This window comes from Subsaxibacter sp. CAU 1640, from assembly GCF_023156585.1.
Taxonomy (GTDB): domain Bacteria; phylum Bacteroidota; class Bacteroidia; order Flavobacteriales; family Flavobacteriaceae; genus JBPOFM01.
On sequence record NZ_JALNMI010000003.1, the window covers coordinates 502,017 to 518,068 of the forward strand.

Consider the following 16,052-nt stretch of genomic DNA (forward strand, 5'->3'; position numbering starts at 1 on the left):
TAATAAAACGCACTGCATTTTTTGCCACACCATAATTAACTTATCTAATGAAAAATAAGCCATTGCTGTTCTGTTTTGCACTCTTTATTCTCATATCGTGTAAAACTACCAATACTTACAATAAAATAGAAGGCAAACGAATCACCATAACCGATTCCTTACCAACCGATCAAAGTGTGGAAGCCTTTATTAAACCTTATCGTGAGCACGTTAATAAAAATCTGGATAGTGTCATCTCATATGCAGTGAACACCTATTCTAAATCGGATGGCCATTTAAATACAGCCATCGGAAATTTTATGGCAGACGCAATGTATGAACAATCAAATCCAATTTTCAAAAAAAGGACAGGAAAAGATATTGATTTTGTGCTTTTAAACCACGGAGGAATCAGGGCAATTATTTCAAAGGGAGGTATTACTATCAGAACTGCTTTTGAAGTAATGCCTTTTGAAAACGCAGTTGTTGTGACGAAATTGAAAGGAGCACAAGTTAAAGAATTGTTGGATTATTTAATTGAAGCCAAAAGGGCGCATCCAATATCAAAATTGAAAATTGTTTTAAATAAAGATGGTAATTTGGAAAACGCAACAATCAAGGGGCAACCCATTGATTACAATAAATCTTATTTCGTTTTGACCAATGACTATTTAGTGAATGGTGGTGACAGAATGGATTTTTTCAAAAAAAGGGATACACTTTACGTGTTAGATTATAAAATCAGGAATGCACTTATCGATTATTTTACAAAAACCGACACGATTAATCCTGTGATTGATGATAGATTTATTCAACTAAACTGATTCAAATGAAGAGAAGAGAATTTATTCAACAAACAGCTGCAGCATCGGCATTGGTAGGATTAGGAGGCATTGGTTTACAATCTTTTTCATCAACCACAAAGAAAATCACTATTCTTCATACCAATGATGTTCATAGTCATATTGACCCATTCGGACCTGAAGACGGACGTAATCCCAATAAAGGAGGTGTCGCACGAAGAGCTGGGCTTATAGCCAACATTAGAAAAGAAAACCCTAACACACTGCTATTGGATGCAGGAGATATTTTCCAAGGAACACCCTATTTTAATTATTATGGCGGTGAATTGGAATTCAAATTGATGAGCATGCTCAAGTATGACGCTGCAACCATTGGCAATCATGATTTTGATAACGGTATCGATGGATTATACGCACAAATGCCTCATGCGAAATTTGAATTTATTTCTTCGAATTATGATTTTTCAAATACGGTTATGGACACTTATGTTAAGCCATACAAAATATTTATGGTTGATGGCATAAAGGTTGGTGTTTTCGGACTAGGGATTGAGTTGTCAGGACTGGTGGACAAGAATCTGTACAAGGAAACCAAATATTTAAATCCGTCTGAAATTGCCAAAGATATGAGTCGCATCTTAAAGGAAGATAAGAAATGTGATTTGGTTATTTGTCTATCTCATTTGGGATATAACTATTCTGAAGATTCAGAAAAACCAGATGATCTCAAAATTGCAAAAGCTTCGAAAAACATCGATCTTATTATTGGAGGACACACACATACTTTTTTGGACAAACCAACTATTGTAAAAAATGCTGAAGGGAAAAATATTCTTGTGAACCAAGTAGGCTGCTACGGAATCAATCTTGGTAGGATAGATTTCTATTTCGATGCCAATAAAAATAAAGCTGCCGAAGGCGTTTCCATAATTGTCTGATTAAGCTGTCAATCTTTCGGAACCTTTGATAAGATAATCCTCTACAGACATTTTAGGTTTCACCTTGATTATTTTGTGATGATTGTAAACATATGTAAACAACAAAATCAAACTTGCCAAATGCAGCATATTGCTCACGAATTCGAATACCCAGAAAAAGACATACATATTGCATATGTAGGTCAATACATCAGAAAATACAAAACAAAATACCATCACTAAAAAAATAATGGATTGCGTTGTTTCTTGACTTAAGTAAACTGCAAAGGCAAAGAAAGTCATCGCCAGCAGTATAATTCCATGGCACACAGATAATACCATATTGATGTTATCCGCAAAATTCTCCTTGATTACACCATACAGTACATAGAGAAAGTAAGAATTGAGCAAAAACACAACAATCAGATAAATCGATACGAGACCTTCGTACTTAATACGCTTGAATTTTCCTAGCAAAACAAAAACCAGTAAGCTATAACTTCCAAGATAAAATGTGGTTGATAGTTTGCTTGAAAGCTCACCTAAATTAAATACATAAAATAAATCTCCTAAAAAGGAAAATAAGAAGATCGTCAAGAACACATTGGCCATCCTATTTCTATAGATGTAGTACAATGTCAACAATATAAGGATACTTGTGATTCTCGTAATGTTTGGAACCAATGAATTGCCATAATATGCTGCAATACCATTAATGGTAAAGATCATTATGAATATTAAAGCCAAAACACCGTTGGGCAAACCAGTGTAAACTTGTTTCATAGTAGGTATCAATAAGTAGGTTCACAAATATAGCAAAAAAAACGAATTTAAACGTCATAATTATGCACTTCGTCGAATTTTTTGTTAAATTTTTTGTTAAAAACAATTAGACTTGGATATCCTGCTGAATGGTCTTTTGTTCAGATTCTAGCGGAATTCTTGCTTGTAAATAAAAAAACAAAAATGCCAAGACCAAGAATAATGAACACATAACGTTTAGAATATTAATATCTGAAATGTAGAAATATGTCATCTGGATCACTTCTGAAAAGAAAATAAATATGGCTCCTAACAATAGATTCATGGACTTTTGGGTGTTTTTAGACATATAATTAATCATAGCAACTGTCAAAAGAACCATAATAACCGCATTGTAGAAAAATTCCATTGAGAATTCATTCACTGAAAGCAAATTCTTCGTAGTTCCAGATAAAATTATTACACAGAAAACATCCAAAACTGTCAATACAATTAAATGGATCCAAAATTTTCTAATAACGGTTTTTAACTCCATATCTCGCAAAACCCTTATTATCAAAAATATGTAGGATAGAATGTAAAATCCATTTCCCAGATAATAAAAATAGTCAGGTGATGTATCATAATCTATTTCAATAAAATAGGATATAAAACCCAGCAATTCAGCCAAAGAAAAACATAACAGAAAAAGTAGGAAAAACAATCTTTTTCTTTCCACTCTAACATAATATAGTAACGTCAATAGTAAGACTAACGAAACTCTGGCTCCAGATGCTTGAAATTCAAGACTAAAAATCTGAAGGCTCAAAAATATCAAGCATAAAGTGATTAAGGTGATTTTTAATATTCGTTCTAACTGCATACAAGTATTTATCTATTTATGAGACAAATATAAATAATTAATACAATTAAACGAATAAAAATGCATTTTATCGATGAAATAATGTATTGTGTACGAATTTACATAATTAACTCTTTGAATTTATACTCATCGATGATTGGAATTCCCAATTGCTCGGCCTTGTTTTTTTTGCTTGGCCCCATGTTATCACCTGCAATAATATAATCGGTTTTGGAAGATATTGAACTTGAAACCTTTCCTCCGTTATCTTCAATGAGTTTCTTCAATTCATCACGAGATAAAGACTCAAAAACTCCTGAAACCACAAAAATTTGTCCTTGAAGTTTATCGGTCTGGTTTGCCAATTGCTCTGCGGAAATCTGTAATTGAACTCCAAATTGTTTCAACCTATCAATAATATGTCTATTTTCTTCGGAATTGAAAAAGTCTACAACACTTTCAGCAATACGAGTACCTATTTCGTCAACTGTCACCAAATCAATAATTGTAGCTTGTGAAAGATTTTCAATCGATTTATAATGCTTGGCCAACTTTTTTGCAACAGTTTCGCCTACATAACGAATCCCTAGCGCAAATAAGACACGCTCAAACGGAATTTGCTTTGAAGCTTCAATGCCTGAAATTAAATTCTCTGCACTTTTCTCCGCCATCCGTTCCAATTGAATGACTTGTTCTTTTGTCAATTCATACAAATCTGAATAATTTGAAATCAATCCAGCATTTACCAGAAGCGCAACCGTTTCTCCTCCAAGTCCTTCAATATCCATCGCTTTTCGGGAAATATAATGTTGGATTCTTCCAATGATTTGAGGTTTGCAACCATTATAATTAGGACAATAGTGTTGTGCTTCACCTTCTGTCCTTACCAATTCTGTATCACATTCAGGACAATGTGTGATGTATTGTGTAGGTTGCGAATCGGCTGGACGCTTTGCTAAATCGACTGCAATAATTTTTGGAATAATCTCGCCACCTTTTTCAACAAAGACCTCATCGCCTACTCTAATATCCAGTTTTTCAATTTGGTCAGCATTGTGCAACGACGCTCGCTTTACAGTAGTTCCAGCCAATTGAACCGGTTCTAAATTTGCAACTGGTGTAATGGCTCCCGTTCGACCAACTTGATAGGTAATTTCGTTTAATCGTGTTGAAACCTGTTCTGCTTGAAACTTGTAAGCCATTGCCCAACGTGGTGATTTGGCTGTATATCCCAATTCTTCCTGCTGTTGCAAATCATTCACCTTAATCACTACGCCATCGGTTTCATAAGGCAAATTGTGCCGATGGACATTCCAATAATCGATAAACTCAAAAACCTCATCCATCGAATTGGCAAGTTTGGCAGCCGTTGGGACTTTAAAACCCCATTTTCTAGCTTTTTCCAAACTTTCAAATTGTGTGGAAATATTGATATTGTTTCCTGTAATATTATAGAGTAGACATTCCAAAGGTCGCTTGGCAACTTCAGCGCTATCTTGCAGTTTCAAACTTCCAGAAGCTGTATTTCTAGGGTTTCGGTAAGGCTCCTCTCCTATTTCAATGCGCTCTTCATTCATTTTATTGAATCCTGCAAACGGCAAGACAATTTCGCCTCGAATATCGAATTTCGTTGGAAAATCTCCCTGAAGCTGTAATGGCACAGAGCGAATGGTTTTCACATTGGTTGTCACATCATCACCTTGCACACCATCACCACGTGTCACAGCTTTGGTGATATTCCCATTCACATAAGTCAAACTTATTGACGCGCCATCGTACTTTAACTCACAAACGTATTCCACCTTTCCTTCAACAACTTTCTTTATACGGGTTTCCCAATCGAGCAAATCTTCTTTAGAATATGAATTGTCAAGCGAATACATTCTGTGTTCGTGCTGAACCGTCTCAAAATTTTTGGTAACCTGCCCACCAACACGCTGACTCGGGGAATTGGCATCAAAAAATTCGGGATGCTGTGTTTCCAATTCCTGAAGTTGCTTCAATCTGACATCAAATTCATAATCGCTTATGGTCGCATTGTCTAGCACGTAATAATTGTAATTGTGCTGGCGCAATTCGTTTCGTAACGTTTCTATTTGCTGTTTGATATCCATTAAAATTCGTTGTAAAAAGTTATTCTTTTGCCTTATATTTAAAGCATCTAATATACTAAAATGCCTTTCAGGAAATTACCAACCTTAATTGTTTTTATCAGTTTTTTATCAAGTGTTTTGGTCGCTCAAAATGAGATTACAAAGCTTCCGATAATTCCAAATCCTTCAATTTCACGTCTATCTGAAGGAACTTTTTCCATAAATAATATGACAGGAATTACTTTTGACAAGGAATTAGAAGCATCCGCCAATTACTTAAAAGATTATATCGAGAAAGGTAGCAACATCAGACTTCAGAAAGGAAAAGGCATATTTTTCATAAAAGATAATTCCATCAAAAATCCTGAAGGTTATTTGCTATTAGTAATACCCGGAAAAATAGAAATCAAGGCAAAAACGGACCAAGGTGCATTTTATGCGGTACAGTCGCTTCGGCAATTACTTCCAGAAACCTTTGAAAACGGTAGCTATTCAAGCAAAAATGTATATATTCCTGCTACTTCGATTTTTGATGAACCAAAATTTCAATATAGAGGTATGCATCTCGATGTTGCGAGGCATTTCTTTTCCGTGGAATTTATCAAAAAATACATCGATATGCTGGCAATGTTGAAGTTGAATACTTTCCATTGGCACTTAACAGATGACCAAGGTTGGCGCATCGAAATCCAAAAATATCCAAAGCTGCAGGAAATTGCTGCTTACAGAAACGAAACACTCATTGGACATTACAATACTGACCCGCAGCAATTTGACGGAAAGCGTTATGGCGGATTTTACACGCAAGAAGAAGTCAAAGAAGTCGTCGCCTACGCCAAATCACGTCATATTACTGTGATTCCGGAGATTGAAATGCCTGGTCACGCGCAAGCCGCCATTTCTGCCTATCCTGAACTTGGATGTACTGGCGAGCAAATTTCAGCCGCTACAAAATGGGGCGTTTTTGAAGATATATTTTGCCCAAAGGAGGAAACATTTGAGTTTTTGGAAGGTGTTTTGGATGAAGTATTGGATTTGTTCCCTTCGGAATATATACACATTGGAGGTGACGAAGCTCCTAAAACGAGATGGAAAGCCTGTCCACATTGTCAAAATCTGATAAAAGAAAAAGGATTGAAGGACGAGCACGAACTTCAAAGTTATTTCATCACACGTATGGAAAAGTTCCTGAACGAAAAGGGTCGACAAATCATAGGTTGGGATGAAATTCTAGAAGGCGGTTTGGCTCCAAACGCGACGGTTATGTCGTGGCGAGGCACCAATGGCGCTGTGGAAGCTGCCAAACAGCATCACAATGTCATTATGACGCCAACTTCGCATTTATATTTTGATTATTACCAGTCGGAAAATGACGATGAACCATTGGCCATTGGTGGATTTTTGCCTTTGGAAAAAGTTTATAACTTCAACCCTATTCCTAAAGAATTGAGCGATGAAGAAGCAAAATTTGTTCTCGGAGCGCAAGCGAATCTTTGGACAGAATACATCACAACCGAACAACAAGTGGAATATATGGTGTTTCCGCGTATGCTTGCGTTGAGCGAAATGGTTTGGTCAAAACCTGAAAACAAAAATTACGATGATTTTGTACAGCGTGTAGAGCATTTCCATAAGCGATTGGATGCTTTGGGAATCAATTATGCGAATCATTTGTATGAGATTGAAGGTAATTTGACAGCGAATGGTTATGAATTGAAAACATTGACAAATGGAAAAAACATTCGCTATTCGTTGGATGGTTCGGAGCCAAACTTGGATTCAAAAATTTATTCAAATCCTATTCCTATCAATGAGAACACATACATTAAAGCAACTGTTTTTGATGATGGAACGAAATTGGGCAACACATTCTCACAAGCTATCAATCCGCATTTAGCGTTTGGAAAAAAAATCACTTTAAACGTTGAACCGAACAAAGCGTATTCTGGAAGTGGAGCAACTGGACTTATCAACGGCATTTCTGGAAGCGACAAACGATTTGGCGATAAAGAATGGCTGGGATTTTGGGGCGATGATGTTGAAATTACGATTGATTTGGGTGAGGAAAAGCAAATCCAATGGATTAAAACGCGCTTTTATGATGCTCAAGGTCAATGGATTTACGCACCAAAAAATATTGAAATAACTTTTGATGATGGTCGAAGATTTCCAATGAGGCCTGACACTTCTATTTTACATCCCAAAAAATCGATAAAATATGTTTCAATAGTAACTAACATAAAATCCCGCTTTTTAAAAATCAAAGTCAAAAACTTTGGAACCATTCCAGAAGGCAAACAAGGAGCTGGCAACAAGGCGTGGACATTCATTGACGAAATAATCATCAAATGATACTCGAAATTTGCACATCCAATATTCAATCTGCCATCAATGGCGAAAAAGCTGGTGCACATCGCATTGAATTGTGCAGCGAACTGGCAGTTGGTGGCATTACACCTTCATACGGATTAATCAAGCAAGTTTTAGAACTTGTCAACATTCCGGTATTTGTACTTATTCGACCTCGAAGTGGCAATTTCACCTATTCCGTTGACGAATTTGAAATGATGAAAAACGATATTCAACTATCTAAAGATTTGGGTTGCGCAGGAATTGTTTCAGGCGCTTTAAATAGTGACAATACCGTTGATGTCGAAAAAACCAAGGAATTAATCGAAGTTTCAAAACCTCTTGAATTCACGTTTCACAGAGCATTTGATTGGACACCAAATCCTTATGAAGCGTTGGAGCAACTCATTCAATTGAATGTCAATAGAATTTTAACATCTGGCCAAGAATCATTCGCAGAAAAAGGTATTTTTGTACTTCAACAGTTGAAAAAGCTAGCCAACGGACGAATTACAATCCTTCCAGCAAGCGGCATCAACAGAGATAACGTTCTGATTTTTAAAGGTGGTGGATTTGATGAAATTCACTGTTCAGCAAGCTTACCTTCGGCGGTCAATCCGAGTCCGAAAGTGGCGATGAACAGTTCGAAATTTTTCGATGAAACCATCCAATACAATTCAGATGTTGAACTTATCCAATCGATTTTAAATATTATAAATGATAAAGCATAGTTTCGTTTTACTTCTCTTATTGAGTCTTTGTTTCAGTTGTGAGCCCACATATCACTCACCTCGCACTACTTTTATTGATTCTGACTGGAGCTTTAAAAGCCTTGCCGATAATACGTGGCGAGAAGCTTCTGTGCCTGGAGATGTGTACTCTGATTTGTTCTCCCACAATTTGATTGCAAACCCTTATGTTGCGGAAAATGAACTCAATGTGCAATGGGTTGCAGAGAATGATTGGGAATATAAAACGAACTTTAGAGTAGATGATAGTACGTTTACAAAAAAGAACATTCACCTGAATTTTGAAGGTCTGGACACCTTCGCATCGGTTTTTTTGAACGACAGCCTTATCCTTCAAACGAACAATGCGTTCCGTAGTTATGATATTGATGTAAAACCATTCATCAAAAAAGAGAACAAATTGCATATTGTCTTCAATAGCACGCATTATTTTGAAGAAGAAGGCAAGAATAAATTGAATTACAAACTTCCGGAAGGCGAACGTATTTTTATCAGAAAGCCGCAGTTTCAATATGGATGGGATTGGGCACCTAAACTAAAAACATCTGGCATTTGGAAACCCATTTCATTGACATCTTGGAATGATTTAAAAATCAATGACGTGTTCTTGGTTCAAAATTCGATTGAAGAAAGTCTTGCCAAATTGACTGCTCAAGTGGAATTTACAACTTCACTAAATGAAGAATTGACTTTTGAAATTGTAGTCAATGATGATGTGGTTGCCAAATCGAAAGTGCAGGTAGATTCTTCTACAACCAAGTATGAAGTGCCTTTTGAAATTGAAGACCCACAACTTTGGTGGCCACATAACATTGGCGAGCCTTATTTATATGATGTTGGAGTTCGAATTAAAAAAGGTTGGTCCATTTTGGATTACAAAGGATTATCCAAAGGGTTGAGGACGATTGAACTTGTTACCGAAAAAGATTCTGTTGGAGAATCATTTTATTTTAAAGTGAATGATGTTCCTGTTTATGTGAAAGGTTCTAATTATGTGCCTCAAAACAGTCTTCAAAATAAGGTTGCAGATACTGACTATGAAAAATTGTTGAATGATGTTGTAGATGCCAATATGAATATGATACGAGTTTGGGGAGGCGGCATTTATGAAGAAGATACATTTTATGATTTGTGCGACCAAAATGGAATTTTAGTATGGCAAGATTTTATGTTTGCCTGCGCTATGTATCCTGGAGACAAAGAGTTTATGGACAATGTCACACAAGAAGCTATTGAACAGGTTACGCGTTTGAGAAACCATACATCCATAGCCTTATGGTGTGGCAATAATGAAAACTCTGAAGGTTGGGAAAATTGGCATTGGAAAGATGGATTGTCTAAAGCACAACAAGCCGAAGTCTGGAACAATTACATCAAACTGTTCAACAACATCCTGCCAAATACAGTTAGAGACTTGACCGACAACACTTCCTACTGGGAAACCTCGCCAAAATTTGGTCGTGGCAACCCGAATTACAACACTGAAGGTGACACACACGATTGGTTTGTATGGCACGATGCCTATCCTTTTGAGCATTTTGAAGAAAAAGTGCCTCGCTTTATGAGCGAATTCGGTTTTCAATCGTTTCCGACTTATGAAACCATTAAATATATAAGTCAAAATGATTCTGTAAAAATGGATTCCTTGAGGTTTTCTTTGCATCAGAAACACACCAGAGGTGCCGAATTGATTAATGAGTATATGAAACGTGATTTTCCTGTGCCAAGCAATTTTGAAGATTATGTATATATGAGCCAGGTGCTGCAAGCGTATGGCATTACCAAAGGCGCAGAAGCTCACCGACGTGCAAAACCTTACAATATGGGAAGTATGTATTGGCAGCTGAACGATTGCTGGCCTTCCGTTTCTTGGTCGAGCATAGATTTTCTAGGGAATTGGAAAGCGCTTCATTATCAAGCTAAAAAAGCCTACAAAAATGTGATTACATCTTCAATCATTCAAAATGACACATTGAAAACCTATATTATCAATGACGAAATGAAAGAGCAAAGAGGCTCTTTATCCTTGCGAATTATAGATTTTAAGGGAAATGAATTGTGGTCGGTTTGCGATACAACCAACGTGCAACCTTTGAGCAGCGAATTGAAATATGCCTTGGATATAAAATCGTTGAAATTAAAGAAAAATGAGGTAGTTTTTGAAGCTTCCTTTAACAATAGTGTGTCATATTTCTATTTCTCAAGACCGAAAGATTTAATGCTACATACTTCTGAAATCGAACAGACCATCACTAAAACCGAGACAGGATTCATCATTGAGTTGCAAAGCGAAACGCTTCAGAAAGATGTGTTTTTATATACAGACACAAAAGGACATTTCAGTGATAATTATTTTGATTTGATGCCAAACGAACGAAAAGTCATTGAATTCCAAACGCGTAATTGGGAATGGAACGATTTAAACATCAAAACCTTAAATCAATTTGTAAAAGCTAAAAAGGAAATCACAAAACCTAGCGAAGCTATTCAGTAGACTTTACAGCTCTTATCATTCTGTCGTTTCCAAAAATATCTTTTTTAAGTTGAACAGCTTTAAAACCATTGTTTTCTAGCAATTCAACCATTTCGTTTCCTAAATATTGATTGATTTCAAAAAATAACCGTCCATCACTTTTGAGATATTCTTTCGAAAAGTTTGTGATAGCTCGATAAAACATCAAAGCATCGTCATCTTCAACAAATAAGGCCAGAGATGGTTCATAATCGAGTACATTTTTCTTAATTTCCGCCTTTTCAAGATGCCGTACGTAAGGAGGATTGGATACAATGATATCGAAATTTAAACCTTTAAAAACCGAATTCCAACGTTCCTCATTCAAAATATCAGCATTTATGAATTGAACATCAACCTCATTCACTTTCGAATTTTCTTCGGCTATTATTAGAGCGTCTTTGCTGACATCCAAAGCAAAAACTTGTGCGTTTTTAGCACTTTTTGAAAGGGAAATGGCAATACAGCCACTGCCTGTGCCTATGTCTAAAATGTTTAAGGATTCATTGTTCTTTGACGATTCCGTTACAATCCAATCTACCAACTCTTCAGTTTCGGGACGAGGAATTAACGTATGTTCATTCACCTTAAATGGCAAACCGTAAAATTCTGTTTTACCAAGAATGTATTGAATGGGTTGCTCCAATTTCAATTTTGAAAGCGCTTCAAATAACGATTGTTCCTCCTCTTTTGTAACAGTAAAATCTGGCTGAAGCGAAAAAGCCAATCGCTGAAGCCCTAAATATTCATCTGTTACGATATAAAAGAAACTGTCCACTTCATTCTTTCCATAAATGGCATCCAATTCCTTGTGAAAAATATCCTGAATATCTTTTAACCTCATAATTGCTTTGTCATATGCACATCACAGGAAAAGTGCCCTGTGTTGCCCAAAGGTTTGTCGATATGAACAAATCCAACCGATTCATAAATGTGGATGGCTGCCTTCAATGAAGGAACCGTTTCCAAATAACAGGTTTTATACCCGAAAGATTTCGCAGCTTCCAAACATTTCAAAATGATGGCTTTGCCCAAACCTTTTCCACGAATTTCAGGAGAAAAATACATTTTCTGCAGTTCGCATACATCAGCTTCAAAATCCCGAAGTGGCTTGATGCCAGCACCTCCATAAATTTCGTCGTTTTTCTCAATCACATAATAGACTTCATTATCACCTTGATAAGATTCAAACATTTGTGATGTTTCCTCATCAGCGTAGGCAGTTCCTACCAATGGCAATCCAAATTCAGGGAAAATGGACTTGATGACACGCTCGACGCCTGCATTATCGTTTGGCTGAATTTGTCTGATTGTAAAATTATCTTCACTCACTTTAAAACCTTATTTTTGTTTCGATAAAAATCGTGATGAAGATACACGAAAAATACATAAAACGCTGTATTGAGATTGGCAAAAATGGCTTGGGCACCACAGCTCCAAACCCAATGGTTGGTTGCGTCATCGTACATAACGACAACATAATTGGTGAAGGCTACACAAGTCCTTATGGTGGCAATCACGCGGAAATCAATGCACTAAATTCAGTTGAGGACAAGTCGCTGCTCAAACAATCTACACTGTATGTGACTCTGGAGCCTTGTTCTCATTTTGGAAAAACACCGCCTTGTTCAGATGCTATCATTAGATATCAAATTCCGAAAGTGGTCATTGGCACCATCGATACACACAGCAAAGTTGCAGGAAAAGGCATTGAAAAACTGAAGAATGCTGGCTGCGAGGTGTTGGTTGGCATTTTGGAAGAAGAATGCAAGATTCATCACAAACGATTTTTTACATTTCACAACAAAAAACGTCCTTATATAATATTGAAATGGGCAGAAACCAAAGACGGTTTTATTGCTCCAAAGTCCAAAACCGAACAAAAGCCCGTTTGGATTACCAACGAAATTTCGAGGCAGTTGGTACATAAATGGCGAGCTGAAGAGCAATCAATTTTAGTTGGAACCAACACTGTGGTGGAGGACAATCCGAGTTTGACCGTTCGAGATTGGACTGGTAAGCATCCCATTCGCGTGGTTTTGGATAAAAATTTGAAACTGGACACAACATTAAATGTTTTCAATAATGATGCTGAAACCATTATTCTTTCTGATGAAAACATCAATTTTGAGCAACCATTAGCAAAACAAATTTGTGCCATTTTATTCCAAAAAGACATCAATTCGGTCATTGTAGAAGGTGGTAGACAAACACTACAAACCTTCATTGATGAAAATCTTTGGGATGAAGCACGAATGTTTGTTGGCAATCAAATGTTTCAAGAAGGCACAAAAGCTCCAATAGTTTCTGGGAAATTACTTTCAGAAGAACATATCTTGGAGGATATTTTAAGAATTTATGATAATGGCCTTCAATGTCAAAAAACATAAGTCATTTTGATTGAATCTGACATTTATAAGACGATAGCCAAAGCTTCAGAGGAAGTATTGTTCAAGGATAAAAACAGTAAGTTTTTCGGTTATGCGTTTCCAGTTCTTACTGAAGAAGACGTGAAAGAACATATTGAAGCGCTAAAAAAACAGCATCATTCGGCACGACATTGGTGTTACGCCTATCAAATAGGTACAGAGGAAAAAGACTTAATTTTTAGAGCCAACGATGATGGAGAACCGAACAATAGTGCAGGAATACCAATTTATGGCCAAATACAATCATTTGAATTGACAAATGTGCTGATTGTAGTAGTGCGTTATTTTGGTGGTACAAAACTTGGCGTGAGCGGATTGATCAACGCTTACAGAACGGCAGCGCAAATGGCACTGGAAACTTCAAAAATTATTACAAAAACCATTAATGTTCATTTTCTGATTTCTTTTGACTATAAGAATATGAACAAGGTGATGCGCATCATCAAAGAAAAGAATCTGAATATGGTAAATCAAACTTTAGAATTGGATTGCCAAATTGAAATTTCTGTTAGAAAAAAAGACTCCGAAAACATCCATCAACTATTTGATGCATTACACGCAATTGACATCAAAATTTTAAACGATTAATCTTGCAGTTTGTCTAAAATATATTTTGGACATCGCGTAGGCCTATTCTTATTAATATCCATAAATACCAAAGAAGTATTTCCGGTCGCCAAAAGTTCATTTTTTTCATTGACAATTTCGTAATCAAATTCAATGGTTGCCGAAGGAATTTTTACTAATTGTGTTTTTACTTTAAGCAAGTCATCATAACGGGCTGACTTTTTGTAATTTATAGATAAGGATATAACAGGTAGCATAATTCCATCTTCCTCCATTTGTTTGTAAGACACTCCAAATTTGCGTAGCCACTCTACTCTACCCACTTCAAAGTATTGGGCATAATTTCCGTGATAAACAACACCCATTTGATCTGTTTCTCCGTATCTCACCCTCAATTGAATTTCATCGTATTTTAGCGATTCTGCCATCGTTTTTGATTTTTTTTTTGTAATTTGAACAAGTTTTAAACATGAGAAAAAAATTCTAAAAATTCAATGGTATTTCATTTTTTTATTAAGAATTTTGTTCACATATTTGTCACACTAAAACATTCAAGAGAAATCCGTATTTCTCTTTTTTTTGCTAATCAACTGTCAATAAAAAACTAACTTTAAGAATGAATTTAACTGCGCAAACAGTTTGGGAAAATTGCCTGTCTTTTATAAAAGATAACATACAACCTCAAGCATACAAAACTTGGTTCGAACCCATAGCCGCAGTTAAACTTACTGATAATGCATTGAGTATTCAGGTACCAAGTAAATTTTTCTACGAATGGCTTGAAGAACATTATGTAAAAATTTTAAAAGTTGCCCTTACCAAGGAACTTGGTGAAACTGCCAAGTTGGTATACGTTATCAAAATGGAAAACAGTTATGGCAACAGACAACCATTTACAGAGAAAATACCAAGTTCAAACAGAGGTGCCGTAAAATCCCAGGATGTTGATATCCCTTTACAAAACAAAAATCCGGAACTCAAAAACCCTTTTGTAATTCCAGGTATTCGAAATGTAAAGATTGAGTCTCAACTTAATCCAAGTTATAACTTTGAAAATTTCTTGGAAGGTGATTCTAATCGTTTGGCAAGAAATGCAGGTTTGGCTGTTGCCAACAAACCTGGAGGTACGTCTTTCAATCCTTTGCTAATTTTTGGAGGAGTTGGTTTGGGTAAAACACATTTGGCGCACGCTATTGGTGTTGACATTAAGGATAAATATCCAGAAAAGACTGTTCTTTATATATCTGCTGAAAAGTTCACACAACAATATATAGATTCGGTAAAAAAGAACAATCGTAACGATTTCATTCATTTTTATCAGATTATCGATGTGTTGATTATTGATGATGTTCAATTTCTTTCAGGAAAATCTGGAACACAAGATGTATTCTTCCATATATTCAACCACTTGCACCAAAATGGCAAACAGGTTATTCTAACGAGTGATAAAGCACCTGTAGATATGCAAGATATTGAACAACGTTTGTTGTCTCGATTCAAATGGGGACTTTCTGCCGAATTACAAACACCAGATTTCGAAACTCGTGTATCAATTCTGAAGAATAAACTCTACAGAGATGGTGTGGATATGAATGATGACATCATTGAGTACGTCGCCAAACATATCAAAACGAATGTTAGAGAGCTTGAAGGTGCCATTATTTCGTTGATTGCACAATCTTCTTTCAACAAGAAGGAAATCACTGTTAATCTTGCGAAAGATATCGTAGAAAAGTTTGTTAAAAACACTAAACGTGAAGTTTCCATCGACTATATCCAAAAGGTAGTTTCTGATTATTTCCAAATGGATGTCAGCACTTTACAATCCAAAACAAGGAAACGTCATATTGTTCAAGCGAGACAATTGGCAATGTTTTTTGCCAAAAAGTTCACCAAGGCATCTTTGGCGAGTATCGGTTCTCAAATAGGAAAAAGGGATCACGCTACTGTACTTCACGCGTGCAAAACGGTGGACAATCTTTCTGCAACCGACAAACAGTTCAGAAAGTATGTTGAGGATCTTTCCAAAAAGTTATCGCTCTAATTTAGCA

14 protein-coding genes are annotated in these 16,052 nt (G+C 36.1%); 8 read left to right on the top strand and 6 right to left on the bottom strand.

Annotated features, from left to right (window positions below; all coding sequences use genetic code 11):
- Positions 1-47 precede the first annotated feature (47 nt).
- Positions 48-803 carry a 5'-nucleotidase C-terminal domain-containing protein gene (locus M0G43_RS09670; protein ID WP_248025545.1) on the top strand — a complete coding sequence of 252 codons (756 nt, stop codon included), beginning with the start codon at positions 48-50 and terminating at the stop codon, positions 801-803.
- 5 nt (positions 804-808) lie between these two features.
- Positions 809-1,720, top strand: a complete 912-nt coding sequence (locus M0G43_RS09675; RefSeq protein ID WP_248025550.1) for a bifunctional metallophosphatase/5'-nucleotidase — start codon at positions 809-811, stop codon at positions 1,718-1,720.
- Here the strand turns inward: M0G43_RS09675 and M0G43_RS09680 are convergent, their stop codons facing one another.
- The 3 genes from M0G43_RS09680 to ligA all read right to left on the bottom strand — a co-directional run bounded on the left by M0G43_RS09680 (position 1,721) and on the right by ligA (position 5,416).
- Positions 1,721-2,482 (bottom strand): hypothetical protein, encoded by a 762-nt coding sequence (locus tag M0G43_RS09680; RefSeq protein ID WP_248025551.1) that lies wholly within the window; start codon positions 2,480-2,482, stop codon positions 1,721-1,723.
- A gap of 106 nt (positions 2,483-2,588) precedes the next feature.
- Positions 2,589-3,323 carry a hypothetical protein gene (locus M0G43_RS09685; RefSeq protein ID WP_248025553.1) on the bottom strand — a complete coding sequence of 245 codons (735 nt, stop codon included), beginning with the start codon at positions 3,321-3,323 and terminating at the stop codon, positions 2,589-2,591.
- 98 nt (positions 3,324-3,421) lie between these two features.
- Entirely contained in the window at positions 3,422-5,416 is a 1,995-nt protein-coding gene (gene ligA / locus M0G43_RS09690) for an NAD-dependent DNA ligase LigA (protein ID WP_248025557.1), read from the bottom strand.
- A gap of 60 nt (positions 5,417-5,476) precedes the next feature.
- Here ligA and M0G43_RS09695 point away from each other — a divergent pair, with 60 nt between their 5' ends.
- From M0G43_RS09695 to M0G43_RS09705, 3 genes are read left to right on the top strand one after another with little or no spacing between them, the layout of a single operon-like run.
- Positions 5,477-7,747, top strand: a complete 2,271-nt coding sequence (locus M0G43_RS09695; protein ID WP_248025561.1) for a beta-N-acetylhexosaminidase — start codon at positions 5,477-5,479, stop codon at positions 7,745-7,747.
- The gene (locus M0G43_RS09700; protein ID WP_248025564.1) at positions 7,744-8,475 is read left to right on the top strand and encodes a copper homeostasis protein CutC; all 732 of its coding nucleotides are present in this window, start codon (positions 7,744-7,746) and stop codon (positions 8,473-8,475) included. The genes M0G43_RS09695 and M0G43_RS09700 overlap by 4 nt, the downstream gene beginning before the upstream one ends.
- Positions 8,462-10,987, top strand: coding sequence for a beta-mannosidase (locus tag M0G43_RS09705; RefSeq protein WP_248025568.1), 2,526 nt, complete (start codon positions 8,462-8,464; stop codon positions 10,985-10,987). Before M0G43_RS09700 ends, M0G43_RS09705 begins: the two co-directional genes overlap by 14 nt.
- Here the strand turns inward: M0G43_RS09705 and prmC are convergent.
- A complete protein-coding gene (gene prmC, locus M0G43_RS09710) occupies positions 10,977-11,849 on the bottom strand; it encodes a peptide chain release factor N(5)-glutamine methyltransferase (protein ID WP_248025570.1) in 873 nt (290 codons plus the stop codon). The genes M0G43_RS09705 and prmC overlap by 11 nt on opposite strands.
- Entirely contained in the window at positions 11,846-12,337 is a 492-nt protein-coding gene (locus tag M0G43_RS09715) for a GNAT family N-acetyltransferase (protein ID WP_248025572.1), read from the bottom strand. The genes prmC and M0G43_RS09715 overlap by 4 nt, the downstream gene beginning before the upstream one ends.
- A 35-nt stretch (positions 12,338-12,372) precedes the next feature.
- Between M0G43_RS09715 and ribD the strand changes: the two genes are divergently transcribed.
- Positions 12,373-13,395, top strand: coding sequence for a bifunctional diaminohydroxyphosphoribosylaminopyrimidine deaminase/5-amino-6-(5-phosphoribosylamino)uracil reductase RibD (gene ribD / locus M0G43_RS09720; protein WP_248025576.1), 1,023 nt, complete (start codon positions 12,373-12,375; stop codon positions 13,393-13,395).
- 6 nt (positions 13,396-13,401) lie between these two features.
- Positions 13,402-14,022 carry an IMPACT family protein gene (locus M0G43_RS09725; protein WP_248025578.1) on the top strand — a complete coding sequence of 207 codons (621 nt, stop codon included), beginning with the start codon at positions 13,402-13,404 and terminating at the stop codon, positions 14,020-14,022.
- Here the strand turns inward: M0G43_RS09725 and M0G43_RS09730 are convergent.
- Positions 14,019-14,429 (bottom strand): acyl-CoA thioesterase, encoded by a 411-nt coding sequence (locus M0G43_RS09730; protein WP_248025580.1) that lies wholly within the window; start codon positions 14,427-14,429, stop codon positions 14,019-14,021. The genes M0G43_RS09725 and M0G43_RS09730 overlap by 4 nt on opposite strands.
- A 188-nt stretch (positions 14,430-14,617) precedes the next feature.
- Here M0G43_RS09730 and dnaA point away from each other — a divergent pair, with 188 nt between their 5' ends.
- Positions 14,618-16,045 carry a chromosomal replication initiator protein DnaA gene (dnaA, locus tag M0G43_RS09735; RefSeq protein ID WP_248025591.1) on the top strand — a complete coding sequence of 476 codons (1,428 nt, stop codon included), beginning with the start codon at positions 14,618-14,620 and terminating at the stop codon, positions 16,043-16,045.
- The last annotated feature ends 7 nt before the right edge of the window (positions 16,046-16,052 follow it).

Coding starts and splice junctions, on each gene's coding strand:
- M0G43_RS09670 (WP_248025545.1), top strand. CDS start 48: ATGAAAAATAAGCCATTGCTGTTCTGTTTTGCACTCTTTATTCTCATA.
- M0G43_RS09675 (WP_248025550.1), top strand. CDS start 809: ATGAAGAGAAGAGAATTTATTCAACAAACAGCTGCAGCATCGGCATTG.
- M0G43_RS09680 (WP_248025551.1), bottom strand. CDS start 2,482: ATGAAACAAGTTTACACTGGTTTGCCCAACGGTGTTTTGGCTTTAATA.
- M0G43_RS09685 (WP_248025553.1), bottom strand. CDS start 3,323: ATGCAGTTAGAACGAATATTAAAAATCACCTTAATCACTTTATGCTTG.
- ligA (WP_248025557.1), bottom strand. CDS start 5,416: ATGGATATCAAACAGCAAATAGAAACGTTACGAAACGAATTGCGCCAG.
- M0G43_RS09695 (WP_248025561.1), top strand. CDS start 5,477: ATGCCTTTCAGGAAATTACCAACCTTAATTGTTTTTATCAGTTTTTTA.
- M0G43_RS09700 (WP_248025564.1), top strand. CDS start 7,744: ATGATACTCGAAATTTGCACATCCAATATTCAATCTGCCATCAATGGC.
- M0G43_RS09705 (WP_248025568.1), top strand. CDS start 8,462: ATGATAAAGCATAGTTTCGTTTTACTTCTCTTATTGAGTCTTTGTTTC.
- prmC (WP_248025570.1), bottom strand. CDS start 11,849: ATGAGGTTAAAAGATATTCAGGATATTTTTCACAAGGAATTGGATGCC.
- ribD (WP_248025576.1), top strand. CDS start 12,373: ATGAAGATACACGAAAAATACATAAAACGCTGTATTGAGATTGGCAAA.
- M0G43_RS09730 (WP_248025580.1), bottom strand. CDS start 14,429: ATGGCAGAATCGCTAAAATACGATGAAATTCAATTGAGGGTGAGATAC.
- dnaA (WP_248025591.1), top strand. CDS start 14,618: ATGAATTTAACTGCGCAAACAGTTTGGGAAAATTGCCTGTCTTTTATA.